Source organism: Sphingomonas anseongensis (genome assembly GCF_023516495.1).
GTDB lineage: Bacteria > Pseudomonadota > Alphaproteobacteria > Sphingomonadales > Sphingomonadaceae > Sphingomicrobium > Sphingomicrobium anseongensis.
In genome coordinates this window covers 2118562-2143941 of sequence record NZ_JAMGBC010000001.1, presented here as the reverse complement: position 1 = coordinate 2143941, position 25380 = coordinate 2118562, and the positions used below count along the sequence as shown (strand labels likewise).

Sequence of the window (25380 nt, the reverse complement as noted above, 5' to 3'; positions counted from 1 at the left end):
GCTTACTTGCGGCCGCCCGCCGCTTTTTTCTTCGCGGTCCCGGTCGATCGCGGCCGGGCCTTTGACCGAGGCGCCGGCTTGGCTTTCGGCTTGTCCTTCGCAGCTCCGCCGCCGCCCCCGGCCTCGAGGCTTTTCTTGAGCGCGGCCATGAGGTCGATCACGTTGGAGCCCTTGGGCGGCGCGGCATCAGCATCCGGATCCTGGATCACCTTTTCGCCCTTGGCCTTCTGCTTCTCCTTGATGAGCTCCTTGAGCGCATCGATGTAGCGGTTGTGGAATTCGGACGCGTCGAACTTGCCCGTCTTCTTCTCGATCAGCATCGATGCGAGGTCGAGCATGTCCTCGTCCGGCTTCGAATCGCCGATCTCGCGGAAATAGCTGTTCGCCTTGTGGACCTCGTCGGCATAGCGGAGCGTCTCGAGCAGGATGCCGCGACCGCACGGCTTGATGGCGACCACATATTCCTGTCCGCGCATCGCCAATTGGCCGATCCCGACCTTCTTCGACTTTCGAAGGGCATCGCGCAGAACGATGAACGCGTCCTCGGCGAGGTCGTCCGCCGGAGCGACATAATAAGGCTTTTCGAAATACATCGCGTCGATGTCACCCACGTCGACGAACTGGACGAGGTCGAGAGTCTTCTTGCTCTCCAGCTTCACCTTCTCGATTTCTTCCGGGTCGAGCAGGACGTAATGGCCCTTGGAGACCTCATAGCCCTTCATGATCTCGTCGCGGTCGACCGGGCCGATCCCCGGTACCACCTTTTCATACTTGATCCTCTTGCCGCTGGGCTCGTGGACCTGGTGGAATTGGATCGACGCGCCACTCTTGGTGGCCGGATAAAGCTCGACAGGAATCGACACGAGCGCGAGCCGGATCTGTCCTCGCCAAATTGGGCGGGCTGCCATCGGCGCTTCTCCTCAAGAAGTTCGCCGGTCAAACCGCTTGGGCGTAAGACTCGTTCCGTTGGCACGACGGATCGCGGCGCGTGGCCGCTTTGAGCTCGGAGACGAGCGGCGCGACCGCCGCTGCGGGAGACGATGCGTCCGCTGCGGCCGACACGATTGCCGAGCCCGCGATGACTCCGGCCGCCCCAGCAGCGAGCGCCTCGCGGACATGGCTCGGCTTTGAAATCCCGAAGCCGAACACCGGCGGCGCAGCGCCGAGATCGCGAAGCCTATCGACCAGAGTGGGATCGAAGCAGCCAGACTGATGGGTACCCGTGATGCCCCGGCGGCTGACGCAATAGGTGTAGCCGGACGACAGCCGAGCGATCATTCGAAGCGCTTGCGGAGGCGTAGTTGCGGCTGCGATCAGCACCGGCTCGATCCCAGCTTCCAGCATCTCGTTGGCCCACGGCTCCGCTTCCAGCGACGGCAGGTCGGCGACCAGCAGGCTATCGGCGCCGGCCTCTGCCGCGCACTCGAAGAAATTCCGGCGGCCGCGCGCCATCACCAGGTTCGCGTAGGTCAGAATTCCGATGGGCACCTGCGGATGGAGCGATCGGAATCCTGCGATGAGGTCGAGACAATCGGCGGTGCGGACTCCGGCACATAAAGAGCGGTTCGCGGCCGCCTGTATGACCGGTCCGTCTGCGACCGGGTCGGAAAAGGGGATCCCGACTTCGATCATGTCCGCACCGCCGAGCACCAGCGCATCCAGGACTCGAGCGCTGGTCAGGGGATCAGGATCGCCGAGCATCACGAAAGCGCCGAACGCGCCTTCGCCTTGCTCTCCGAGGCGATCGAACATTTGCGCGTAGCGGCTCATGCGGCGGCCTTTGCCGCAGCAGCGTCGAGCAGGTGCTGCGCCTGAGACACATCCTTATCGCCGCGGCCGGACAGCCCGACGACGAGCAGCAGCTCCGGGTCCTGCCTCGCGAGCTTGAGCGCATGAGCGAGCGCGTGCGCGGATTCGAACGCGCAGAGGATCCCTTCCGACCTCGCCAGCAAGGAGAAGGCGTCGAGCGCTTCGGAATCGCTCGCCGCGACATATTCGGCGCGGCCGCTTTCCTTGAGATGCGCATGCTCGGGACCGACGGCGGGATAATCCAGACCCGCCGAGACTGACCAGCTGTCGGCGATCTGCCCGTCTTTGTCTTGAAGCACATAGGTCTGCGCTCCGTGGAGAATCCCCTCGCGGCCGCGCAGCAGGGTCGCGCCATGGTGAGTGCCGTCGAGGCCACGACCCGCCGCTTCGACGCCGATCAGCCGAACGTCGTCGTCGAGGAATTCGGAAAACAGCCCGATCGCGTTCGATCCGCCGCCGACGCAGGCGATGGCCGCGTCGGGAAGCCTGCCCGCCTGCTCGATCACCTGCGCGCGAGCCTCGCGCCCGATCACCCGCTGGAACTCGCGAACCATCAGCGGGAATGGGTGCGGGCCGGCGGCGGTGCCGAGCAGATAATGCGTGTGCCCGAAGCTCGCCGACCAGTCGCGGAGCGCCTCGTTGATCGCATCCTTGAGGGTGCGCCCGCCGCTTTCCACCGGCACGACTTGAGCGCCCATCAATTCCATCCGGAAGACGTTGAGCTTCTGCCGCTCGACGTCGTCGGCGCCCATGTAGACGGCCGTCTCGAACCCGAGCAGCGAGCCCGCGATCGCGGTCGCCACTCCGTGCTGACCAGCCCCGGTCTCGGCGATCAGTCGGCGCTTCCCCATCCTGCGAGCGAGCAGCGCCTGGGCAAGCACCTGGTTGGTCTTGTGCGCACCGCCGTGAAGCAGGTCTTCGCGCTTCAGATAGATGTTGCCGGGAAGATTGCGGCAGCGGGTCAGCGGAGTCGGACGGCCGGCGTAATTGGCAAGCAACTCGTTGAGCTCGGCGGCGAAAGCTGGGTCGTCCTGCGCATCGAGGAAGGCGGCCTCGAGCTGCTCGAGTGCGGGAACCAGGATTTCGGGGACGTAGCAGCCCCCGAACCGGCCGAAGCGGCCATTCAGGCGCACAGGCGCTGCTCCTGCCTGGAGTCCGGCCGGAGGGCTTCGAACAGCGCGCGGATCTTTCGCTCCGACTTCACGCCGGGGAGCGCGTCGGCGGAAGAACCGACGTCGATCGCATAAGCGCCGACCGCGGCCGCAGCCCGTGCATTCGCGGCGCCGATGCCGCCGGCGAGCAGCGCCCGCGGGAGCCGCGCGCTTCCGCCGACAATTCTCCAATCGAAGCTTCGTCCGGTCCCCCCCGGCCCGCTGTCGAACAAGGTGCGATCGCCGCCTCGAAAACCGATCGCGCTGCTCGTGCCCACGGGGACCGCGGTCCACACTTCGCATTGGTCGGCTAGCGAGCGCCGGATACGCCTCACATAGGTCTCGTCCTCGATACCGTGAAGCTGGATCGCGTGGAGGTTGAGCAGCGTCGCAATGTCGGTGACGATCCCGCTCGGAGCGTTCTTGAAGATCCCAACCGGAAGCATCCCTCGCTTGCGGACCACCCCGGCCAGCGGGGCAGCGGCCTCGGCGGTAAGGTGGCGCGGGCTTCCAGGCACGAAAACGAATCCGGCGAAGGTAGCCGGAGCAGCTGCAAGTACGTCCTCCGGCTGGCGCAAGCCGCACATCTTCACCCGCCCAAACACCAGCTTTCGAGCCGCCTCGGCCGGGCTGTCGGAGGCCATAAGCGAGCTTCCGACCAGGAATGCATCGACGTGCCTCGACAACCGCTCCACGTCTTCGCTCGAGCGGATCCCGGATTCGGCAACGACGACGCGGCTGCGCGCAAGGTGCGCCAGGCGCTCGGTGGTCCTGAGGTCGATCGAAAGATCGCGAAGGTCGCGATTGTTGATGCCGATGATGTTGGCGCCGAGCGCATTGGCGCGCCGCATTTCGCACTCGTCGTGGACCTCGACCAGCGCGTCCATTCCGACCCGGCGCGCCTCGGCGATCAACTCTGCGGCCAGCGAGTCGTCCACGAGGGAAAGCATGACCAGGACGGCGTCGGCGCCCGCGATGCGCGCCTCCACCACCTGCCGCGGATCGAGGAAGAAATCCTTGGCAAGTATCGGACCGTCGAAGTCGCGCCTCGCAAGCGCGAGATCCTCGAGAGAACCACGAAAATGACGTTCCTCGGTCAGCACGCTGAGCGCATCGGCGACGCCGCTATAGCCGCGCGCGAGTGCGCTTACGTCGGCGGCGGGCCGGATCGAGCCCGCCGAGGGCGAGGCTTTCTTGATCTCGAGGATGAAGCGGCTTCCGGGCTGCGAGAGGGCGTCGGCGAGGCTTCGGCCGGTGGGTCGCGCCCGTGCCCGAAGCGAATCCAGCGCAATTCCGGCGAGACGCCCCGCAAGTTCCGAGCGCTTCGACTCCGTGATCTCGGCGAGGACTCCTTCAGCCACGGCTGCCCTCGATGAAATCATCGAGCAGCCGCCGTGCACTCCCGGTGGAGATGGCGTCGAACGCACGCTCGACTCCGTCGCGAAGGTCGTCGGCGACGCCCGCGATCTCGAGCAGCGCTCCGGCGTTGATCGCCACGATCGACCGCTGCGCGTCGGAACCGCGTCCGTCCAGGATATCGGTGAGCAGCTGCGCGTTTTCAGCCGGCTCTCCACCGCCGATCGACTCCAGGTCGAAGCGGGGCAGGCCTGCCTGCTCGGGAGTGATCTCGACCGTTTCCAGCTCGCCGTCGACCAGCCGGACCGCGCGGGTGAAGGCGTGGACCGCGATTTCGTCGAGCCCGGAACCATGGACGACGAGCGCCCGCTTCACTCCGAGCGCCCGCAATGTTTCCGCGATCGGAATCAGCAGGTCCGGATGAGGAACCCCCAGCAGCTGGACCCTCGGCTTGGCCGGGTTCAGGCACGGGCCGAGCAGGTTCATCACCGTCCGCACCCTGAGCGCTCGCCGAACGGGCCCGGCGTGCGCGATTCCTGGATGGTAGGCGGGCGCCAGGAGGAAGCAGAAGCCGGTCTTATCAAGAAGGTGGCGCGAAGCTGGGGGGCTGACATCCAGCTTCGCGCCTAGCGACTCGAGCACATCCGCCGAGCCGCATCTCGAAGTGAAGGAACGGTTGCCGTGCTTGACGACAGGGAGGCCGCAGGCCGCCGCGACGATTGCGGCCGCCGTTGAAACGTTGATCGATCCGGAGCAGTCGCCGCCGGTGCCGCAACTGTCCGCGAACAGATAGGAGGGCGATGGAAAGGGCCGCGCCGCTTGGCGAAGCGCGAGCGCGGCGCCGGTCAGCTCCTGTGCTGTCTCGCCCTTGAAGCGGAGAGCGACGAAGGCGGCGGCCATCAACGGCTCGGGCAGGCGTCCTTCGACCAGTTCGGTGAAGACCGCGCGCGCCTCTTCTCGATCGAGATCCTGGCGATCGAGCAGGCGTGCGATTGTGTGCTCGACCTGGCGCTCAGCCGGAATCGGATGAGGCGTCGAGAAACTCGGGGACACGGAAACTAGACTGGGCATTAGTCACCTGAAACAAAAAAGCCCGCCGGTGGCGGGCGGGCAGTCGATTGATCGGTTGCTTAGTCGATCAGTCGCGCCATCGCGCCGCAAGGGTCGACGCGCGCCACCAGAAGCGGACGGTCGAAGTTGCAGCGGTGGCGTTCAGATGTGCCATTGCCCCGCGTGATAACGGAATGTCGCGGACCCGGTCAAGCTGCGCCCTCGCCTTGCCAATTCGGTTGACGATCCCAGATGGGCAATGGCATTGCGCGCGTCGCTGCATCGCGAGCGGGTGTAGCTCAATGGTAGAGCAGAAGCCTTCCAAGCTTACGACGAGGGTTCGATTCCCTTCACCCGCTCCAACTTCGCGACCTGTGCTGCCGTCCATGGAGCGCGTTGACACAAACTGACCGGCTCGCCACATGGCGCGCCTCGCCTCGTGGAGAGGTGGCCGAGTGGTTAAAGGCAGCAGACTGTAAATCTGCCCGCGCAAGCGTACGCTGGTTCGAATCCAGCCCTCTCCACCATCCCCCGCACGAATGCCGAAAAGCCACAGCCTTAACTTTCGATAACCCTATGTCCTTGGCCAGAACGTCCATTCTGACGTAAGTTGCCGCTGACTCGGTCTTGAAATCGGGGCAGAAGGAACATTGAAAGGAAGTGCTCGGGTGCCGAATTCCGCGCTCAGGGACGATAGTCCCGCGGAGCAGGACGTAGTCGAACGCGTTGCCAAGCTGACCGAAGGGCAGCTCGACTGCCTTCGGCTGGTCAACCAGCATTTGTCTTCAAAAGAAATCGCGGTCGAGCTCGGAATCTCGCCCCATACGGTCGACCAGCGCGTCCGCCAGGCGCTGCAGACACTGCGCGTGTCGCGGCGCTCGCAGGCGGCACGCATCGTCGCGCAATACTCCGGCCCATATCAACGGTTGATACATCAATCGCCGTACATTGGCGGCGACGCCCCGGCAGCCGAGGAAGGTGCCGCGGTCAGCAATCAGATTCGGCACGCTGGTCGCGCAGGGGAGGTCTGGGAGGGTCCGGGCTTTCATACCGAGCAGAAGAACGAATCTTTTCGGCCTTCCCTGCAATTACCGTTCGCAACGAGGAGTCACCCCCGGAATGAGATGAGTGTCGGCCTTCGGCTGCTCTGGATCGTGGTAATCGCGACCGGTGCTGCTTTTTCGGCCGGGATGTATCTCGCCGGCCTCGAGAGCCTCGCAAGGCTGCTCAAAAGCTAGCCGAACCCGCCTGATCCATCCGGTACAATTCACTCCGAGGCAGCGGCCTTCGGAGAAGGAGCAATCATGCGCAAGCAAGTCATCCAAGACGCGGCCTATGAAGTCGCGACCCAGGTCCGCGCGGTCGAGGACACGATCGACGCCGCACTGAACGAGATCGCTCAGCTGCAGTCGCGGATCATTCACGTGAACACCGTCGCCGGGGTCAGCTACGGAGTGATCCATCCCTCGCTCGAGAAGCTGGCCTCGGCGGTCACGAGGCTGGTCGACACGCGCGGCGAGATCGTCGCCTGCCACGAAGCCCTGGCCGACGCCAAGTTGAAGGTTCCCGGACTTCGCGAAGTCGCCTGGGGCGACGGCGATCCTTGCCCGCCGGCAAGCGCCCGCGCCGACCTTCGAATCGTCGCCTGAGGAGGTTGACCGGACCGTAGCAATGCGGTCCGGTCCGCGACCATGATTCCGCACTGGGTTCTCTTCTGGTTCATCCTCTTCGGGACCTGCGGCTACGCGCTGTGGCGCGGTCGCAAGTACGAGCGGATCACGGCGATCGTCTGCATCACGGCCACGGTCGTCTCGAGCGCCGGCCATGTGCTCTCGAACGCTTTGTACCTGTCGGTCAGTCGCACCGACACGGTCATCGATTCGGCGGTCCTTTTGGCCTTCATTGCCATTGCGTTGCTCTCTGACCGGTTCTGGCCATTGTGGGTGGCCGGGCTCCAGCTCGTCGGAAGCGGCTCGCATCTAATGCGGGCAATGGATGAGAATTTGCTCCCCCGCGTCTACGCGACCGCGGAGCGGTTCTGGAGCCTTCCGATCCTTCTTATCCTGGTGATCGGCGCCTGGCGCCAACATCGCCGGACCATCGAGGCACGGCGCCGCGAGGCCGAACGCCCAGCCGCTGGACTAACCCGCTCCGCAAGCTAAGCGGGCGGGATGGCCCGCAAGCGCTCTCACCAACAACACCACGGCACGCCCAAGCGCCCGCGCTTCTGGGGGCGTCACGCGGTTGCAGCGGCGCTCGACAATCCGAAGCGGATCGTCAGCAGGGCCTGGGCCACCCGCGACGCGGCCGAGCTGATGCAGTTCCCGAAAGATGTGCCGGTCACCCTTGCGGACGTTGCGGACCTTGGACGGCTGGTCCCCGGCGACGCGCCGCACCAGGGGCTGGTGATCGAAGTCGAGCCGCTCGAGGAGATGTGGCTCGACGACCTCATCGCCGGAGCGCCGGAGCGCTCGGTGCTGCTGGTCCTCGACCAGGTTACAGACCCCCATAATGTCGGCGCGATCCTGAGGTCGGCGGCGGCCTTCGGGGCGATCGGAATCGTCACTCAGGATCGCCACTCGCCTCCTGAGAGCGGAGCGCTCGCCAAGGCGGCGTCCGGCGCGCTCGAGGTCGTCCCGTGGGTCCGGACGGTGAATCTCGCCCGGGCGCTCGGCGACATCGCCGAAGCCGGCTTCTGGCGCGTCGGCCTTGCCGGCGATGCGGACATGGATCTCAAGGAGGCGCTTGGCCCGAAGCGGGTGGCGCTCGTGCTGGGAGCCGAGGGGCCGGGGCTTCGGCAGAACACGCGCGAGCATTGCGACGCGCTTGCCCGCCTGCCGATCAGCAGCGCCGTGGAAAGCCTCAACGTTTCGAACGCTGCCGCGGTCGCCCTCTACGCAGCGACCGTCGCCTGATGGTTAGGACTGCGGACAGCATTCGCTTGGCGGTCGAGGCGTTGGCCCGGCGCGAGAAGGCCTTCGCTTCAGTGGTCGAAAAGCACGGCGTCCCTGAGCCGCGCCGGAGCGAGCCTGGAGCGCACACCTTGCTCCGTACCATCGTCGGGCAGCAGGTCAGCGTCGCCGCGGCCCGCTCGATGTGGTCGAAGCTGGAAGCCGCGTATGGCTCCCCGCCCGAGCTCGAAGCGATCCTGACCGCGACCGACGAGGAGCTGCGGTTGGCCGGTATCTCGAGGCAGAAAGCCGGCTATGCGCGAAGCCTCGCCGAGCTGGTGCTGTCGGGCGAGCTCGACCTTAGCGCGCTCCCCGAGGACGACGAGGAAGCGATCGCGCACCTAATCAGGATCAAGGGCATCGGCCGCTGGTCGGCGGAAATCTACCTTCTGTTCGCGGAGGGGCGGCCCGACGTCTGGCCGGCCGGCGACCTGGCCGTGCAGATCGAAATCGGCCGCCTCATGGGCATCGAAGGGAAACCTTCGGAAAAGCAGCTTCGCGAGATTGCCGAAGCCTGGCGGCCGCATCGCGGCGCAGCAGCGATCCTCGCCTGGCACAGCTACAACAGCAGCGTGCTCTGAACCTCTAAGTGCGGACCTGGACCTCGTGCCGGCGGGCTCCGAGGCCACGGAAGATTCGCGGGCCGAGATCGAGCCTGAAGGGCGCGAGCTTCTCGCCCTGAGTCTCCTTGCCCACCAGGTAACTGGTCGACGTCTGCCCCTTATTCGCGCCCCACGAGTAGATGGCGTTGAAGGCGACCATGGGCACGAAAAGCGAGCGCCCCTCGATCTCGATCGGTCGCACCTGGTCGCGCGCCAGGAAGACGGCGGTGTTGACCGTGATCCGCTTCATGGGCGGGATGACCGGGATCTTGTCGCCCTTGCCGAGCGGATTTTCGAAGAACAGGCGGATCTCCTGATCCTGCATGGGCCCAGCGTTGAACAGCGACGCTTCGATGACGACGTCGCGTGCCGGGCCGTTGCCGGAATTATAGACCGTCAGCTCGAAAGCGACGGCGGCCTTCTGCTCGTCGACGACGGCGCGATCCGGGTTGAACTCAATCTCAAGCCAGGGCCTGAGGCGGGTCGAAACGATGCCGGCGGGCGCCGGTTGCGGCGGTGCAGGCGGCGGCGATTCGACTGCTCCAGCTCCTGCGGGGGTCACGGCCTGCCGCACAACGGGATCGGGGGCCGAAGGCTCGGGCTCTTCGAACAGATCCAGGGTCGGCCCGCTCGCCAGCCGCTCTCGCGGCCGCTGGCGAAGGAAGAACCAGGCGACTGCTCCCGCAAGGGCGATACCGGCGATGATCCACGGGAGCATCGGGACATTCTCCGAGCCGGACGTGGTGGCTGCGGGCGCCGCAGGCACCGGCTCGGTCGTCGCCGGCGCGGGTGGCGGAGTGTCGAAGATTGGCGTGGCTTGCCGCGGCAAGTCGGACGCGTCGACCTGCGGAGCGGGAGTGGCAGAACGGTCCCTCGCTGAATCGGTGGCTGCCCGGGGTGCCTCGACTCCCGGAGCGCTCCTTGGCGCGGGCGCAGTCGTGGTTGTGGCCGGCTGGCGTGCCTGGGGCGCGGGCGGCTGCTCCGTTGGAGTCGGCGCGGGACGCGTTACCGTCCCGTTCAGAGTGAAATCCCTCAGCTGCGGCGGCCCCACCAGGTCGTTCTGGGTGGGCGTAGGAGTGGTCGTATTCTGCGTCTGCTGGGCAAGCGCCGGCGGCCCCGCAACGATGCAGAGGGCAGCTGCGACAATGACCGCCAAACGCGCTTTCATGATCCCCCGACGATGATCGGATTTACGCGGGTTGTCCGCGCGGCCTGCTCATGACGCCGCGCAGGCCGCACTTCAAGCATAGCTTACATGAACGTTCGTCGACCGACCGCTAGCGCGCTTCGACCAGCACAAGCTCGGCGTCTTCGTCCGCCTGGATCGTCAGCAGCTCTTCGCCGACGATCGCGACTCCGTCGCGAGCATTGGCTTCATGGCCGTTCACCCGAATCTTGCCGCTCGGCACCAGGTACACGTGGCGCGCCGGACTGGTCGCGAACGTGATGCTCTCTCCCGCGGGAACAGTCGCCCCAAACACCTTGGCGTCGGAATTGATCGTGAGCGCGCCGTCGTCGGCCTTGCCGCTCGCCAGCAACTGGAACTTGCCTTCGCGGCTTTCCTTCGGGAACGGCATCGCGCCCCACGCCGGATCAGCCCCCATTCGGTCGGTTTCGACCCAGATCTGGAACAGGGTCGTTTCCTCCTCCTCCAGATTATATTCGGAATGCGTCACTCCGGTGCCGGCGCTCATCACCTGGACGTCGCCCGCGCCGGTGCGGCCCTTGTTGCCCATCGAATCCTGGTGGGTGATCGCGCCGGTGCGGACATAGGTGATGATCTCCATGTCGCGATGGGGATGCGGCGGGAAGCCGCTCTTCGGAGCGATTCGGTCGTCGTTCCACACGCGGATCGCGCCCCAGCCCATTCGCGCTGGATCGTAATAATTGGCGAAGGAGAAATGGTGGTGGGCATCCAGCCACCCATGGTCGGCGCTGCCGAGGCTGTCGAAAGTGCGAATGTCGATCATGCGACCAAGATGGCGACCCGCAGTCGGGCTTCAAGTGTCATGGGCGTGACCGTAGCGGCTACGGGCGGCCACGCTCGTTCGACGAATGGCTGTTGCTCCCGCGTCAAAAGCGTCCGAACCTGTGGCCGACTGCTTCTCCTAAAAGGACTCGCCGATGGACCGCCGCACTTTCCTTTCCACGAGCACTGCCGCGCTTGCCGCACCCCTTGTTTCGTCGGTTGTTCCAGGAAAAGCGCTGGCTCTGGTCCAGGGTGCTGCCGGAACCGGCGATGCTGCGCTCAACGCCGCCTTCGACAAGATCTTCACAGAAACGATGAAGGATAGCCCCGGCTACGCCACTGCCCTTGGCGTCGACGTAGGCGAGCTCGCCTATCTCCATTCGACGTTCGATCCGAAGCCGTTCGACCAGTCGCGCCGGGAAAGCGTTGCCAAGGACCAGGCGTCGCTCGCGCTGCTTCGCTCGATGGACCCGGCGACCCTTTCGCCAGCCGCCGCGCTGAACCGCGAGATCGTGATGTACGGGCTCGAGCAGAATCTGGTCGCCTATCCGAAGTTCGGGATCAGCAGCGTCCAAAGCCCCTATGACATCACCCAGCAGGACGGCATCTATTTCGGGATTCCCGACTTCCTCAACAGCACGCATCCTGTGAACAATGCGGCGGACGCGGAGGCGTATCTGTCGCGGCTTTCCGACTTCGCGAAGCTGCTGGATTTCGAAACCGAGGACCAGAGGGCGCAGGCCGCGCGCGGCTTTCTCGCTCCCGCCTGGGCGCTAGACCTCGCGCTCGGCCAGATCGCAAAGCTTCGCAACCAGCCGGCCGTAAGCAACGGCCTGGTCACTTCGCTTGCCGATCGCGCGAAGGCCAAGAATATCCCGGGCGACTGGGCTGCACGCGCAACCAAGATCGTCGAAGGCGACGTCTATCCGGCGCTCGACCGTCAGGTGGCGATGCTCAACCAGTTGAAGCCGACCACTCGCCCCGGCGACGGCGCAACCCGGCTTCCGAACGGTGAAGCGATATATGCCGCGGCGCTCGCCGAAGCGACGACGACGAACATGACGCCCGAAGAGGTGCACAAGCTGGGGCTGGACCAGGTCGCGGAATATACTGGCAAGCTCGACGCGATCTTGAAGACGGCTGGCTTCACCAAGGGCTCGGTCGGTGAACGGCTCGCGGCCCTGAACGCGTCGCCGGCGCAGCTTTATGCGGACAATGACGAAGGACGTGCCGCCTTGCTGGCGAGCCTGAACGCGAACGTGAAGCAGATGACCGGCCTGCTTCCAAAAGCGTTCAAGACCATGCCGACTCAGCCGCTGGAAATCCGGCGGGTCCCGGTCGAGATCCAGGACGGAGCGTCCAACGGCTATTACAATCCGGCGTCGCTCGATGGTTCACGCCCTGCGATCTACTGGATCAACCTGAAGTCCACGCACGACTGGCCGAAATATTCGCTCCCCTCGCTCACCTATCACGAGGGCGTTCCAGGCCATCATCTTCAGATCAGCCTGTCGCAGACGTCGAAGGACATCCCGATGCTGCGCAAGATCAGCTTCTTCAACAGCTACCTCGAAGGCTGGGCGCTCTACGCCGAGCAGCTATCCGACGAGATCGGCGGCTACAGCGGAATCGAGAACGCCGGATATCTGCAGTCCTTCCTCTTCCGCGCGTCGCGCCTCGTCGTGGACACCGGGCTAAATTCGAAGGGCTGGAGCCGTGAGAAGGCGGTCGATTACATGACCGCGACGACCGGCTTCCCGAGGCCGCGAGTCCAGCGCGAAGTCGAGCGTTATTGCTGCTCGATCGGGCAGGCCTGCAGCTACAAGATCGGGCATCTCGCCTGGCTCCGAGCGCGGGAGAAGGCGAAGGCGATCCTCGGGTCCAAGTTCGACATTCGCGAATTCCACGAGATCATCAAGGACGGTGCGATGCCGCTGACGATCCTGGAGAAGCGCGTCGAGGAAAGGGCCCGCGCTCAGCTAGCCTGACGTTGCAGCTCATCCGCCATTGCTGCGACCTCCAGCCAGCGCTCCTCGGCGGCGTGTTTCTCGGCGCGCAAATCCGCGACGCGCTTTGTAAGGTCGGCGAAGCGGGCGGGATCGCTGGTGTAGAGGTCCGGGTCGTGGAGCGCGTCTTCCGCCGCAGCGATTTCGGCCTCGATCCGCTCGACCTCGCCCGGCAGCCGATCAAGGTCGCGCTGATCCTTGTAGGTCAACTTCACCGCCGCCTGCGCAGGGGTGACTCGCTGCGGCCTTGCCGGGGCAGGCTTTGACGCCGCCTTGCGCGGCTGCCGCCTCTTCTCCCAATCGCCATAGCCGCCGGCAACGATGTCCACCTTTCCCGACCCGTCGAGGCCGAGCGTGATCGTCACGGTCCGGTCGAGGAAATCACGGTCGTGGCTGACGAGCAGCACCGTGCCCTCATAGTCCGCGATCACTTCCTGGAGCAGGTCGAGGGTTTCGAGGTCGAGATCGTTGGTCGGTTCGTCGAGGACGAGCAAGTTCGCCTCGCGTGCAAACTCGCGGGCAAGCAACAGCCGCGACCGCTCTCCGCCGGAGAGCGAGCCGACCGGAGCGTCGGCGATCGCCGGGTCGAACAGGAATTCTTTCAGATAGCCCATGATGTGCTTCTTGTGCCCGCGGACGTCGATCCAGTCGCCACCGTGGGCAAGGACGTCGCGCACCTTTTTGCCGGGCTCCATCAGCTTGCGCTGCTGGTCGATGACGATCCCCGACAGGGTCTTCGCAAGGGCCACCCTTCCGCTGTCCGGCGGAAGCTCTCCGGTGAGGAGCTTTAGAAGGGTCGTCTTGCCGGCCCCATTGGGACCGACGAGGCCAATCCTGTCGCCGCGCTGGATCCGCAGCGAGAAGTCGCGGACGATCGGCCGCTCGCCGTAGCTCTTCGACACGTGGTCGGCCTCGATCACTGCCTTCGACCGCACCTGGTCCTTGGCGAGGGCGAGCTTGGCCGCTCCGGGTCCGCCGAGCATCGCCGCCCGGTCCGCGCGCATTTCCTGGAGTTTCGCCAGCCGCCCCTGGTTGCGGCGGCGCCGGGCCGTAACTCCGCGTTCCAGCCAGCGGAGCTCGAGCGCAAGCTTGGCGTCGAGCTTCTCGGCCGCCCTCGCCTCTTCCTCATAGACCTTCTCGGTCCACGCCTCGAAGCCGCCGAAGCCGATCTCCGCCCGGCGGAGTGTTCCGCGGTCGAGCCACAGGCAGCTCTTGGTCAGCCGCCTCAGGAACGTCCGGTCGTGGCTGATGACGATGAAGGCGCCGGTGAAGCGGCCGAGCCACTGCTCGAGCCATTCGATCGCGCCGAGATCGAGGTGGTTGGTCGGCTCGTCGAGAAGAAGGACGTCGGGCGCCTGGGCGAGCGCTCGGACGATCGCCGCCCGCCGCCGCTCGCCGCCGCTGGCGGTCGCCGCCGGCCGGTCGAGGTCGATCCCGATCTGGTCGGCGATCGCGGCCGCTTCATGGGGCGCGGGAGCATCGTCTCCCGCGAGCACCCAATCCAGGAGCGAGCCCGACGCGCCGATGTCCGGATCCTGCTCCAGCAGCACGACCTTGGTGCCCGGAACGATGGTCCGCAGCCCCTTGTCGGGGTCGATCTGGCCGGTGAGGCAGCGAAGCAGGGTCGTCTTGCCCGCGCCGTTGCGGCCGATCAGCGCAAGTCGGTCGCGGGGCCCGACGTAGATGTCGAGGCCGCGAAACAGCCATCCTTCGCCCTGGATAAGGCCGAGGTCTTCGTAGGAGAGAACGGGAGCTGCCATAGCGGCGCCCTAGGCGAGCAGGGCGGGCGAAGTCACCCCTGGTTGCCCACTTGCCCGAATCGTAACGCCGATTAAGGTTTGACCATATTAGACATTGGTCGCGGCCATTTGGGTGGGGGAATTCATGCGTTTTCATTTGGGTGTGGCGGCCGTCCTGGCCGCGGCTTTGAGCTCGGCTGCGCAGGCGGGAGCCTTCCCCGACTATGCGCCGGATGGGAAGATGTGGATGAGTTGTTTCGTATCGCTGAAAGATACGGAATATGGCGCGAAGAACCCGATCGCGCTCGGCGGCTATTGGCTGATCGATGTGCCCGAGGGAACGCGCAAGGAGACCCTCGATCGGCTGAAGGCGCAGTGGCTAGATGAATATCTCGACCGGATCCCAGCCGAATTTCCAGGATACGTACCGCGCATGGCGAACGGCGAAGTTTATGACGCCCGTTGCGGAAGCTATTATGATCGAAGCGATTTCCCCGCATATGGAGCGCACCACAAAGAGCCGGTAACCTCGCAGGGCGTTTTCCGTTCGGATTTCGTGCCGAGCTTCGCCGAGGCCTGGATTTCCACCCGCGAATATGCCCGCGATTATACCGGCGAAGTCGCCTTCTCTGGCAACATCAAGCCCAGCAAGCCGGCGACGAAGAAGCCAAGCACGCCAACGTCGGAGCTGACCATCGTTGCTCCTGGTGGCGCTTCGCAGGGCGAGAGCGACGCGGAGGCCCGCAAGCAGAAGGCCAAGGAAGCTGAACTCGCCCGTCAGCAGGCTCGCGAACAGCGTGAAGCCGAATTCCAGGCGAAGATGGCCGAGCACGAAGCCGGCGTCGCCGAGTACAATCGCAAGGTTGCCGAGCGCGAGGCGGAGATCGCCCGTCAAAATGCGCAGCAATCCGCTGCCAAGGAGGCCGCCGCCCGCGAGCTGGAAGCCTATCGGCTGAAAGCCGCCGCGGCCGAGCGGCTGCAGAAGGAATATGACGCGGCTCAGAAGCGGCACTCGCTGTGCATCACGGGCAATGCGCAGGCCTGCGCGGATATCGCGGCCGGCAAACCGGTGGCAACCGAAGTGGCCGATGCCGGCAAGGCCTCGACGGACAGCGATGCAACGCGCTGCGTCTCCAGCCCCGTGGTCGGCCAAAGCACGACGTGGAAGGACGCCATTGCGGCCACGGTGATCAACGGATGCCCGACCGCCGTCGATATCCGCATCTGCCTGCTTCGCGAGGGCGGATGGAATTGCGGCGTCAATTGGGGCCTCAAGCCGCAGGAAAGTTGGGCCTGGTCGTCGTTCAAGAGCAACGGGGAGCTTTTCTGGGACGCTCGAGTGTCGGGTTCGAGCCGGCCCCTCGCGAGCCCCGCAGGCATGTAGCCGCCCGGACTCGCGCGTGAGTGGTGCTTTATGGCAACATCCATTCCCTGAACGCTCCCAATCGGCAGCATTCATAGGCCATTCAATGCTTTGTGATACAAGCCACGCAAAGAGAATTGCCATGCGCCTGTTTCGTACCCTTATCCCGGCCGCGCTCGCCGCCAGCCTGATTGCCGGACCGGCCCTTGCCGATCCGCCGCGCGATGCCGAGCGCGCCTTCCAGGCGACCCGCGAAGGCCGCTCGATGCCGCTTCCAAAGATCGAGCGGCGGGTGATGCCGCTTCTGCCGGGCGCCGACTATCTGGGGCCTGAGTTCAACGGCTCGACCTACCGGCTGAAGTTCATGAAGAACGGCCGCGTCATCTGGGTGGACGTCGACGCCGCCACCGGCCGCATCAAGGGCCGCTCCCACTAGCCTTCGCTAGCGCAGCTGCGCCGTCACGCTTACTGCCGTGACAGGTGAAAGCCGCATTGACATTTGCCCCGCTCTCCCCAGCTTTCATTCCGGACAAGCAACCGTTCAGCTTCGCACGTGTTGAACGCAGAACTGCTCCAGGGGATTAAACAATGCGCGTTCTGATCGTCGAAGACGAACCCAACCTCGGGCGGCAGCTCCGTTCGACCCTGGAGGGTGCGGGCTATGCGGTCGACCTCGCCACGGATGGCGAGGACGGCCATTATCTCGGCTCGACCGAGGATTATGACGCGATCGTCCTCGATCTCGGCCTTCCCGAGGTTGACGGACTCACCGTTCTCGACCGTTGGCGCAAGGAAGGCCGCAAGATGCCGGTGCTGATCCTGACCGCCCGGGACAGCTGGTCCGACAAGGTCGCAGGGCTCGATGCTGGCGCCGACGACTATCTCGCCAAGCCTTTCCAGACCGAGGAACTGATCGCGCGCCTCCGCGCACTCATCAGGCGCGCCTCGGGCAATGCTAGCTCCGAGCTTCGCGCCGGCGACATTCGGCTCGACACCCGATCGGGCAAGGTGACCAAGGACGGCGAGCCGGTGAAGCTCACCGCGCAGGAGTACAAGCTCCTGTCCTACCTGATGCACCACAAGGGCAAGGTGGTGAGCAGGACCGAGCTGATCGAGCATATCTACGACCAGGATTTCGACCGCGATTCGAACACGATCGAGGTATTCGTGACGCGCATCCGAAAGAAGCTCGGCGCCGACGTCATCACCACCATTCGCGGCCTCGGCTACAGCCTCGAGGAGCCGGAGGAACGGCACCTTTGAACGAGGCGGCCAAACCGGCCGGGACCCAAAGCGTGAAACCTCGGCGCAGGCGGCCTAGAATCGGGTCGATCACGCGGCGAATGATCGTCGTCGCGGCGCTGTGGATTTCGATCCTCCTGCTGACCGGCGGCTTCGCCCTCGACCGCGTGCTGACGACGTCCATCGTCCGGAACTTCGACGACCAGCTCACCTACGTGCTGAAATATGCATTGGTGTCCGCCGCGGAGATCGGCCCTGACGGCGAAGTCCGGTTTAGCCGCCAGCCCGCCGATCAGAGATTCCTCCGCCCCTATTCCGGCGTCTATTTCCAGGTTTCAGGCAAGGGCGCCGAGCCGTTCGTCTCCAGGTCGCTGTGGGACCGGCGGCTGCGCGTAGCCGGCGGCCATCTCGACCTGGAGCCGCACGTCTACAACAGCAATGAATTCGCCGGCGAGCCGCTTAGGGTCGCGGAGATGGACGCGGTTCTTCCCGGGTCCAACGTCCGATGGCGGTTCCAGGTCGCGCAATCGCGCGAGATGATCGACAGCCAGATCCACGATCTTCGCGAGACCCTGTTCTGGAGCTTCGCGGCGCTTGGCGCCGGGCTTCTCGTCCTGGCGGCGCTTCAGACCGTCTATGGGCTTTGGCCGTTGCGGCGGGTCCAGCGGGAGGTCGCGGCCATCCGGTCGGGCCAGAAGCAGCGCATCTCCGACACCTTCCCGAGCGAGATCGAGCCGCTGGCCGAGGAGATCAACCAGCTCCTGGCTCACAGCGAGGAGCAGGCGGAGGAAGCGCGAAGACATGCGGGGAATCTCGCCCACGCGCTCAAGACACCGCTGACTGTCATCACCAATGCGGCGACCGCCCACAGCCCCCAGCTGGACGAGACGGTGATCCGCGAGGCCGCGCTGATGCGGCGGCAGGTCGATCACCACCTCGCCAGGGCCCGGGCGATCGGCCGGCGCGCGTCAGGGCAGGCTCGCGCCTGCGTCTGGGAGAGTGTCTGCGCGGTCCAGCGCGCCGTCGAGCGGCTCTACGAAAACGTCACGGTGGACATCGCCGGAGACAAAACTGCCGAGATCCGGGTCGAACGGCAGGACCTGGACGAGATGATCGGCAACCTCGTCGAGAACGCGGCCAAATATGGCGGCGGCCGGGTGTTCATCACAGTCGAGCGCCAGGGCACGACGGTGGACGTCGTGGTCGAGGACGACGGGCGCGGAATCCCGGAAAAGGAACGCGAGGCGCTGTTCGCGCGCGGGGCGCGGCTCGACACGGACAAGCCCGGTACGGGCCTTGGCCTCGCCATCGTCCGCGACGTCGCCGACATCTATGGCGGCACGGTCACGCTCCAGGAAAGCGAGGACCTGGGCGGCCTTCTCGCAAGGCTGTCACTGCCAGCCCGTTAGCGGCGCCAACCGCACTTTCATCGAAAAGCCGCTTGCAAGCGGCCGCCGCGGGGATAGGGTCTCGTCACACGATTCCGGAGGGGAATTTTCCTATGCGTTTCCGTTACTTGCTGCTTGCGGGCGCCGTCATCGCCGCAACTCCCGCGCTGGCCGCGGACCCGGCGCCCCGATACGGCACCTGGGGCGTGGCGACCGAGGACATGGATATGTCCGTCAAGCCGGGCGACGATTTCTTTGAATATGCCGAAGGGACCTGGCTGAAGAACCACCCTATCCCTAGCGACAAGACCGGCGCCGGCTACAATTACGAGCTTCCGGACGAGATCGAGCAGCAGGTGCGGACGATGGTTGAGCGCGTGGCCGCCAAGGCCGACACGCCGATCGCGCGGAAGATCGGCGATGCTTATGCCGCATGGATGGACGAGGCGGGAATCCAGCAACGCGGGCTGGAGCCGCTAAAACCCTATCTCGCGAAGATCGATGCGGTGAACAGCCGCAATGCGCTCGTCGAGCTGATGGCCCAGCCGGGTTATGCAGCGCCGATCGGCATCGGCATCAGCACGGACCAGGACGATCCGACTCGCTACACAGTGGCCACGGGGCAGGCCCGCCTCGGCCTCCCGACCCGAGATTATTACCTTCTGAAAGGCGAGAAGTACGACGCGATCCGCAAGGCGTATCGCGACTATATCGTCCAGCTCGGCAGGCTTGCCGGCCTGTCCGATCCCGAAGGCCGCGCCGACCGGATCCTCGCCCTCGAAACCTCGATTTCGAAGGACCAGTGGACCCCCGAGCGCCGCCGCGACCCGGTAGCGACACACAACCCGATGACGGTCGCCCAGCTTCAGAAGCTGGCGCCCGAGTTCAACTGGGCGGAGACCCTTCGGTCGATGGGCCTCGGTTCGCCGAACAAGGTCGACGTCGCCGAGACGACGGCGGTGACCGCGGCCGGCAAGCAAATTGCTGACGTGGCCCTCAGCACCTGGAAGGAATATCTCACCTTCCGCTTCATCAGCGACCACGCCACCTACCTTCCCAAGCCGTTCGACGACGCGCGCTTCGGCTTTTACAGCCACACGCTCAACGACGTGCCGGAGCAGCGGGCCCGCTGGAAGCGCGGAATCCAGATGCTCGACAACAGCCTGGGCGAGGCGGTCGGGCAGCTCTACGTCGCCGAGCATTGGCCGGACGCAACTGCAAAGCAGGCGCAGGAACTCGTCGACGACGTCCGCGCGGCCTATGCCGACAAGATCGCCCATGCCGACTGGATGGACGAGCCGACGCGCAAGGCGGCGCTCGAGAAGCTCGGCACCTTCGATCCGCGGATCGGCCACCCGGTGAAGTGGATCGATTATTCGAACCTGCAGATCAGCCGCACCGATCCGCTGGCCAATGCGATCGCCAGCGAGAAGTTCGGCTGGGAGCTCGATCTTTCGCGCTATCCCAAGCCGGTCGATCGCGATCTCTGGTACATGAACGCCCAGACAGTGAACGCTTATTACGACCCGACCATGAACCAGATCACGGTTCCGGCGGCGATCCTTCAGCCGCCCTTCTTCGACGCCAATGCCGATCCGGCGGTCAATTATGCCGAGACGGGCGCGACGACGATCGGGCACGAAATGGGCCACGGCTTCGACGACCAGGGCCGGCAATATGATGCCAAGGGCCGGCTTCGCGACTGGTGGAGCAAGGCGACGGCCGACAAGTACAAGGTGAAAGCGGAGAAGCTGGCCGCGCAGTTCGACCAGTATGAGCCGATCCCCGGAGTCCATATCAAGGGCAAGCTGACGCTCGGCGAGAACCTCGCGGACTTGGGCGGGCTTGAAGCGGCCTATGACGCCTATCGCCGCTACGTGTCCCGCCACGGCGAGCCGCCGGTCATCGACGGTTATACCGGCGACCAGCGCTTCTTCATCGCCTATGCGCAAGCCTGGCAGGGCAAGCGCCGCGAAGGTGCTGTTCGCCAGCAGCTGCTGAGCGACCCGCACAGCCCGGAGAAGTATCGGGTCAACGGAATCGTCCGCAACTTCGACCCCTGGTACAAAGCGTTCAACGTGCAGCCCGGCGACAAGCTCTACCTGCCGCCCGAAGAGCGCGTCCACGTCTGGTAACGGCGGCTTTTGAAATTCGGCACCGTCCCCGCTACGGCGGGGCGGTGACCGCTACCGTCCATCCGCTGCACGCCAAGCCCGAGCCGTCGCTCGAGCCGCTGATGCAGATCGTCGGCGAGGACATGAACGGCGTGAACGCCGTCATCCTCGAGCGGATGCAGAGCAAGGTTGCGCTGATCCCCGAGCTTGCGGGGCACTTGATCGCCGGGGGCGGCAAGCGAATGCGACCCATGCTGACTCTCGCTTGCGCGAGGCTGCTCGGCTACCCTGGCACCCGCCATCACAAGCTGGCAGCGGCGGTCGAATTCATCCACACCGCCACCCTACTCCACGACGATGTCGTCGACGGGTCGGGGATGCGCAGGGGCAAGCGGACTGCCAATCTCATTTGGGGCAATCCGGCGAGCGTGCTGGTCGGCGACTTCCTGTTCAGCCGCGCCTTCGAGCTGATGGTCGAGGACGGCAGCCTCAAGGTGCTCAAGATCCTCAGCTCCGCGTCGAGCATCATCGCCGAGGGCGAGGTCGAGCAGCTGACCGCCCAGCGACGGATCGAAACCGACGAAGACCAGTATCTGTCGATCATCGGCGCCAAGACCGCCGCTTTGTTCGCCGCCGCGTGCCGCGTCGCCCCGGTCGTCGCCGAGGCCGACGAGGAGGTTGAGCTGGCGCTCGAAAGCTATGGCCGCAACCTCGGCATCGCCTTCCAGCTAGCCGACGACGTGATCGATTACGATTCCGACGCGGAGGTCATGGGCAAGGGCGTCGGCGACGACTTCCGCGACGGCAAGATGACGCTACCTTTGATCCTCGCCTACGCCCGCGCGGGCGAGGACGACCGGGCGTTCTGGCGCTCCGCGGTTTCCGGCGAGCGGGTCAGCGACGACGACCTCGCCAAAGCGATCTCGCTGATGCGATCGACCGAGGCTTTGGCCGACACGATCGAATGCGCCCGCCATTACGGCCGCCGCGCGATCGACGCCCTCGCCAACTTCCCCGCGGGCAAGGCGAAGAGCGCTCTGGCCGAGGCGGTCGAGTTCGCGATCGCCCGGGCCTATTGATTCCGACCGCGCGCTTTGCCACGTCCAGCCGCATGAACGTCGCCCGTATCTCAGAGCTCGATCGCCGGACCACGCAGGCCGGGCGCGCCAATTCCGGCCTTTGGCTTCTGGAGTTCGAGCGGAAGGAGGCGCAGCGTCCGGACCCTCTGACCGGCTGGAACGGATCGGGCGACACCAAGACACAGGTGCGGATCACCTTTGCCACCAAGGACGAGGCGATCGCTTATGCCGAGCGCCACAACATCACCTATCATCTGGTCCCGGCGACGCCGGTAAAACTCAAGCTCCAGGCCTACGCCGACAATTTTCGTTGAGTCCTGACCCCGCGGGCGGCAGGGTCGTCCCGCCGAGCTAGGGGGAAGGCTGTCCAGTAGCGTAGTTCTGATTGTCGGAACCCGTCCCGAAGCGATCAAGCTCCAGCCTGTAGCACTGGCTCTCGCTGGCCGCGGCCTTACGCCGTTGCTGATATTCACCGGGCAGCATCCGCAATTGCGCCCGGCCGATTTCGGGCTCGATCGTTTCCCCGCGACCAGGCTCGAATGCCCGGGACAGGACGATCCACACCGCCACGTGGGCGAAGTCACAAAGGTCGCAGTGCCTGTGCTGCGTGAAGCGGCGCTGGTGCTGGTGCAGGGCGATACGTCGAGCGCTCTCGGCGGGGCGCTCGCGGCGAGGTTGGCGCACGTTTCCCTCGGGCATGTCGAAGCCGGACTGAGGAGCCACGACCGCCGCCGCCCCTGGCCGGAGGAGGAGTTTCGGGTTGCGATCGACGCCGAAGCCGACCTTTTGTTCGCCCCGACCGAGCTAAGCGCAGCCAACCTCCGGCGCGAAAAGGTTCGCGGACAAATCCACGTCACCGGCAATAGCGGAATCGACTCAGTGCTCGCCGCGAGCAGCGGGCTCGAAGCGGCTCGCGCGGGACCGAAGCGGCTGCTGGTCACCTGTCACCGGCGGGAAAATTGGGGCGAAGGCCTGGCCGGCGTCGCCGCGGCTCTGATGCAGATCGCAGCGGAGAAGCTGGCGCAGGTCGAGGTCGTGCTCCACCCCAACCCGGCTCTCGCGGCGAGCATACGCGCGATGCTTGCCTACCAAGCGGGAATCGTCTTCCGGCCGCCGTGCAGCCACGGCGAGGCGATCGCCGCGATGCTCAGCTCCGATCTCGTCCTCAGCGATTCGGGTGGAATCCAGGAGGAAGCGGCCGCGCTCGGCGTTCCGCTTCTCGTGCTCCGCGACCGGACTGAGCGCCCCGAAGCCATCGCTTGCGGAAACCTGGAGCTGGTCGGAACAGACGCTGCCCGGATCGTGAGCGCCGTGAAGCGGCGGCTTGGGTCGACCTCGTCGGTGTCGCCCGCATTTCCGTACGGCGACGGACGAGCCGGAGAGCGGATCGCCGCGATCGTCGAAGAATGGCTGAAGGACAGGCAGGCGCTGTCACCAATTTCCGCGACCTGCCCCCGGCAGGTCGGAAATTGGTGACCCCTACGGGACTCGAACCCGTGTTTTCGCCGTGAGAGGGCGACGTCCTAGACCGCTAGACGAAGGGGCCATCGCTAAAGCGAGGCGGCCATATGTGGGCTGATGCCGCTCTAGTCAATTCAGCTTCAGCCGAACGAAAGCCATTGCGCCTACCGGATTGTTTCCGCCGTAGAGCTGAGCGATCGAGCTCGGCACGAAATTGACCGCGAAGAGGCCGCCCGCGCCGAGCGAAAGATGCTTCGCAATCCTGAAATCGCGGACTGCGCCAAGGCTGACCTTGCCGACCGTAAAAGCAGGCCCGTGCTCGTGAAGGCCGAGCAGCTCGCGGTTCTCGGTCAGCTCGCCGCGGCCGAAGACCGTCCAGCCCGAATGCCTGACCGAAGCTTCCGCGGCGAAGGCATCATCCTTGTGGTGCTCGACACTCTTTCGCCCCCAGGCGAGGGTCGCCGCCGCATGCCAGCCGGGCGCGACTTCGTCCGCCCAAAGCGCGCTTGCGGACAGCCTCTTCTGGTTCACGCCCGGCTCGAGTTGCTCGGGATCCTTGAATCGGCCCCAGCTGCCTTGAAGCGCGAGAGTCCGCACCGGATTCCAGGAGACGCGCACGGCGGTCGAATCGAGCGCGCCCGTCTCGATGTCCCAGCGATGCTGGTCGGGCTCGCGCGCGTTGAAGCGGCTGACTTCGAGCTTGAACCGGTCGAGCACGAGGCCCGCCGTCAGCACTCCGAAGCTGATGTGCGTCGAGTCCAGCCAATGGTGAGTGATCGGTGCTTCGGGCGAATCCATGATCGATTCGCGGTGCATGAAGGCGGGCGGCCCGAACGCCGGTTCGCCAGGGAGACCCCCGTAGAGGAAGACGCTGCTCTTCGCTCCGACGTTCTGCGACACCGACGCCGACAGCTCCATGAAGAAATCGTGCGGGTGCTGGCGGTCGGTCAGCGGATCCACTCCATTCGCCGTCTCGCCGGTGGCGAGAAGCAGTGGGTAGCCTCGCTTGCCCATCAACGGGTCCGGGCTGACCATCGCCTTGAACTCCAGCGTCCCGTTGCCGAGTGGATGTTGCGCCATGCCCATCAGCATCCCGCTCGCGAACGCCTTGTCGTCGCCGCGCGGGCCGGACTGATGGTCGTACACGAGGTTGAGCACCCCGTGCCCCATCAGCATCCAGTCGCCTGACATCGTCATCAGGCCCTCGTGCCGCGACGAATCCGGCTGCCACGCCGTCCCCGACGATTCACGAGTCGTCGGATAGGGGCCGAGAGCGGCAGTCATCATATGCATCTCTTCGGCCGGGCCGGCGCTGATCGGGGCCGGCTCGTGGTGCATCTGGCTGTGGTCCATCTGGCTGTGGTCCATCGGCGCCGGTGCGGCGGGCTGCTCAGGCGCCTTCGTCGCAGATTTCGGCTCGGCCGGCATCGCCATTCCGGGTGTGTGCTGGTGTTGTGCGAACGCGGCGCCTGGAAGGCAGGCGAGCGCCATCGCGCTCGCCGCAACGTAGAATCTCATTTTCACGAAACGTCTCCGGTAACGGGAGGCGGCGCCTGGACGCCGCCTCCCACTCAGCGGTTCAACGGCCTAGCGGCCGGTGTGCTCCTGATGGCCCTTCTTTCCGTCCATGTCGTGGCCGGAATGCATCTTCTCCATCATCTCCTTGCAGCAGCAGTCATCGCCCATCGCGGCCATCTGGCCGTGCTGTTCGTGGCCCTGCGGAGCCTGCTGATGCTGTGCGTGAGCATCGGCCGGCATCTGCATCGGAGCAGCGGGAGCGGGAGCGGCTGCGGCGATCGCAGCGGCAATCAGAGTGATCATTTTCATTCTCCTGAATTCGAATGGTGTCCGTTCGTGAAACTCAGGAAAGTCGCGGAGGAGGAGTGGCGATCTCCAGTTCAATGCCGGCCAACGCGGGCGCAAACCAAGGCTCGGCCGGAGTCCGTACCGGTTGCTCCGCCGCTACCGGTCCCAAATCGGCAGCCGGGAGTGCCGCCGAGCAGGCCATGGTGCAGCTATGGAGCGCACCGGACCCCTTAGTGTTCGACTGACCGTCGGGACAATGCTCCATTGGCATCGCCGCGGTCGACTGCTGGCGAT

Annotated in this window: 24 protein-coding genes and 3 tRNA genes; 16 read left to right on the top strand and 11 right to left on the bottom strand. The window is 65.4% G+C overall.

The window, feature by feature from the left end:
* Positions 1-2: 2 nt before the first annotated feature.
* From ku to trpD, 5 genes are read right to left on the bottom strand one after another with little or no spacing between them, the layout of a single operon-like run.
* Positions 3-908 carry a non-homologous end joining protein Ku gene (ku, locus tag LZ519_RS11080; RefSeq protein ID WP_249868725.1) on the bottom strand — a complete coding sequence of 302 codons (906 nt, stop codon included), beginning with the start codon at positions 906-908 and terminating at the stop codon, positions 3-5.
* A 28-nt stretch (positions 909-936) separates the two neighbouring features.
* Positions 937-1770, bottom strand: coding sequence for a tryptophan synthase subunit alpha (trpA, locus tag LZ519_RS11075; RefSeq protein ID WP_249868724.1), 834 nt, complete (start codon positions 1768-1770; stop codon positions 937-939).
* Positions 1767-2942, bottom strand: coding sequence for a tryptophan synthase subunit beta (gene trpB, locus LZ519_RS11070; protein ID WP_249868723.1), 1176 nt, complete (start codon positions 2940-2942; stop codon positions 1767-1769). The genes trpA and trpB overlap by 4 nt, the downstream gene beginning before the upstream one ends.
* A complete protein-coding gene (gene trpCF, locus LZ519_RS11065; RefSeq protein WP_249868722.1) occupies positions 2933-4321 on the bottom strand; it encodes a bifunctional indole-3-glycerol-phosphate synthase TrpC/phosphoribosylanthranilate isomerase TrpF in 1389 nt (462 codons plus the stop codon). Before trpCF ends, trpB begins: the two co-directional genes overlap by 10 nt.
* Complete coding sequence (trpD, locus tag LZ519_RS11060) at positions 4314-5369, bottom strand: anthranilate phosphoribosyltransferase (protein WP_249868721.1); 1056 nt, start codon at positions 5367-5369, stop codon at positions 4314-4316. Before trpD ends, trpCF begins: the two co-directional genes overlap by 8 nt.
* A gap of 285 nt (positions 5370-5654) precedes the next feature.
* Here trpD and LZ519_RS11055 point away from each other — a divergent pair.
* From LZ519_RS11055 to LZ519_RS11025, 7 genes are all read left to right on the top strand, one after another.
* Positions 5655-5728, top strand: a tRNA-Gly gene (locus tag LZ519_RS11055).
* Between the two features lie 79 nt (positions 5729-5807).
* Positions 5808-5893: transfer RNA gene (locus LZ519_RS11050), tRNA-Tyr, on the top strand.
* Positions 5894-6034: 141 nt separating this feature from the next.
* Complete coding sequence (locus LZ519_RS11045; RefSeq protein ID WP_249868720.1) at positions 6035-6604, top strand: response regulator transcription factor; 570 nt, start codon at positions 6035-6037, stop codon at positions 6602-6604.
* A 66-nt stretch (positions 6605-6670) separates the two neighbouring features.
* Positions 6671-7015, top strand: coding sequence for a hypothetical protein (locus LZ519_RS11040; RefSeq protein WP_249868719.1), 345 nt, complete (start codon positions 6671-6673; stop codon positions 7013-7015).
* A 42-nt stretch (positions 7016-7057) separates the two neighbouring features.
* Positions 7058-7528, top strand: coding sequence for a hypothetical protein (locus LZ519_RS11035; protein WP_249868718.1), 471 nt, complete (start codon positions 7058-7060; stop codon positions 7526-7528).
* Between the two features lie 9 nt (positions 7529-7537).
* Positions 7538-8281 (top strand): 23S rRNA (guanosine(2251)-2'-O)-methyltransferase RlmB, encoded by a 744-nt coding sequence (rlmB, locus tag LZ519_RS11030; RefSeq protein ID WP_249868717.1) that lies wholly within the window; start codon positions 7538-7540, stop codon positions 8279-8281.
* Positions 8281-8898, top strand: a complete 618-nt coding sequence (locus LZ519_RS11025) for a DNA-3-methyladenine glycosylase family protein (protein WP_249868716.1) — start codon at positions 8281-8283, stop codon at positions 8896-8898. Before rlmB ends, LZ519_RS11025 begins: the two co-directional genes overlap by 1 nt.
* Before the next feature lie 4 nt (positions 8899-8902).
* Here LZ519_RS11025 and LZ519_RS11020 read toward each other — a convergent pair whose 3' ends face one another.
* Together LZ519_RS11020 and LZ519_RS11015 are read right to left on the bottom strand one after the other, a co-directional pair.
* On the bottom strand, positions 8903-10087 hold the full coding sequence (locus tag LZ519_RS11020; RefSeq protein ID WP_249868715.1) for a hypothetical protein: 1185 nt from the start codon (positions 10085-10087) through the stop codon (positions 8903-8905).
* A 109-nt stretch (positions 10088-10196) separates the two neighbouring features.
* On the bottom strand, positions 10197-10889 hold the full coding sequence (locus LZ519_RS11015) for a pirin family protein (RefSeq protein WP_249868714.1): 693 nt from the start codon (positions 10887-10889) through the stop codon (positions 10197-10199).
* Positions 10890-11043: 154 nt separating this feature from the next.
* Between LZ519_RS11015 and LZ519_RS11010 the strand changes: the two genes are divergently transcribed.
* Complete coding sequence (locus tag LZ519_RS11010; protein ID WP_249868713.1) at positions 11044-12876, top strand: DUF885 domain-containing protein; 1833 nt, start codon at positions 11044-11046, stop codon at positions 12874-12876.
* On the opposite strand, the gene LZ519_RS11005 is transcribed toward LZ519_RS11010, so the two are convergent.
* On the bottom strand, positions 12864-14654 hold the full coding sequence (locus LZ519_RS11005; protein ID WP_249868712.1) for an ABC-F family ATP-binding cassette domain-containing protein: 1791 nt from the start codon (positions 14652-14654) through the stop codon (positions 12864-12866). The two genes, LZ519_RS11010 and LZ519_RS11005, sit on opposite strands and share 13 nt — an antisense overlap.
* 124 nt (positions 14655-14778) lie before the next feature.
* Between LZ519_RS11005 and LZ519_RS11000 the strand changes: the two genes are divergently transcribed.
* The 8 genes from LZ519_RS11000 (at position 14779) to wecB (ending at position 23295) form a co-directional block, all read left to right on the top strand.
* Complete coding sequence (locus tag LZ519_RS11000) at positions 14779-16017, top strand: hypothetical protein (protein ID WP_249868711.1); 1239 nt, start codon at positions 14779-14781, stop codon at positions 16015-16017.
* A gap of 121 nt (positions 16018-16138) precedes the next feature.
* Entirely contained in the window at positions 16139-16432 is a 294-nt protein-coding gene (locus LZ519_RS10995; protein WP_249868710.1) for a PepSY domain-containing protein, read from the top strand.
* Positions 16433-16584: 152 nt separating this feature from the next.
* Positions 16585-17259, top strand: a complete 675-nt coding sequence (locus LZ519_RS10990; protein WP_249868709.1) for a response regulator — start codon at positions 16585-16587, stop codon at positions 17257-17259.
* An 80-nt stretch (positions 17260-17339) separates the two neighbouring features.
* Positions 17340-18647: a sensor histidine kinase gene (locus tag LZ519_RS10985; RefSeq protein ID WP_249868708.1), complete on the top strand. Its 1308-nt coding sequence runs from the start codon at positions 17340-17342 to the stop codon at positions 18645-18647.
* Between the two features lie 92 nt (positions 18648-18739).
* Positions 18740-20761, top strand: coding sequence for a M13 family metallopeptidase (locus LZ519_RS10980; protein WP_249868707.1), 2022 nt, complete (start codon positions 18740-18742; stop codon positions 20759-20761).
* Positions 20762-20805: 44 nt separating this feature from the next.
* Positions 20806-21819, top strand: coding sequence for a polyprenyl synthetase family protein (locus tag LZ519_RS10975; RefSeq protein WP_249868706.1), 1014 nt, complete (start codon positions 20806-20808; stop codon positions 21817-21819).
* Between the two features lie 32 nt (positions 21820-21851).
* On the top strand, positions 21852-22133 hold the full coding sequence (locus LZ519_RS10970) for an NADH dehydrogenase ubiquinone Fe-S protein 4 (RefSeq protein ID WP_249868705.1): 282 nt from the start codon (positions 21852-21854) through the stop codon (positions 22131-22133).
* Between the two features lie 49 nt (positions 22134-22182).
* Entirely contained in the window at positions 22183-23295 is a 1113-nt protein-coding gene (wecB, locus tag LZ519_RS10965) for a non-hydrolyzing UDP-N-acetylglucosamine 2-epimerase (protein ID WP_348539401.1), read from the top strand.
* On the opposite strand, the gene LZ519_RS10960 is transcribed toward wecB, so the two are convergent.
* The 3 genes from LZ519_RS10960 to LZ519_RS10950 form a co-directional block, all read right to left on the bottom strand.
* Positions 23290-23365 (bottom strand) — tRNA-Glu (locus LZ519_RS10960). The two genes, wecB and LZ519_RS10960, sit on opposite strands and share 6 nt — an antisense overlap.
* 44 nt (positions 23366-23409) lie before the next feature.
* Positions 23410-24804 carry a hypothetical protein gene (locus LZ519_RS10955; RefSeq protein WP_249868704.1) on the bottom strand — a complete coding sequence of 465 codons (1395 nt, stop codon included), beginning with the start codon at positions 24802-24804 and terminating at the stop codon, positions 23410-23412.
* A 63-nt stretch (positions 24805-24867) separates the two neighbouring features.
* Complete coding sequence (locus LZ519_RS10950) at positions 24868-25101, bottom strand: hypothetical protein (RefSeq protein WP_249868703.1); 234 nt, start codon at positions 25099-25101, stop codon at positions 24868-24870.
* Positions 25102-25380 lie beyond the last annotated feature (279 nt).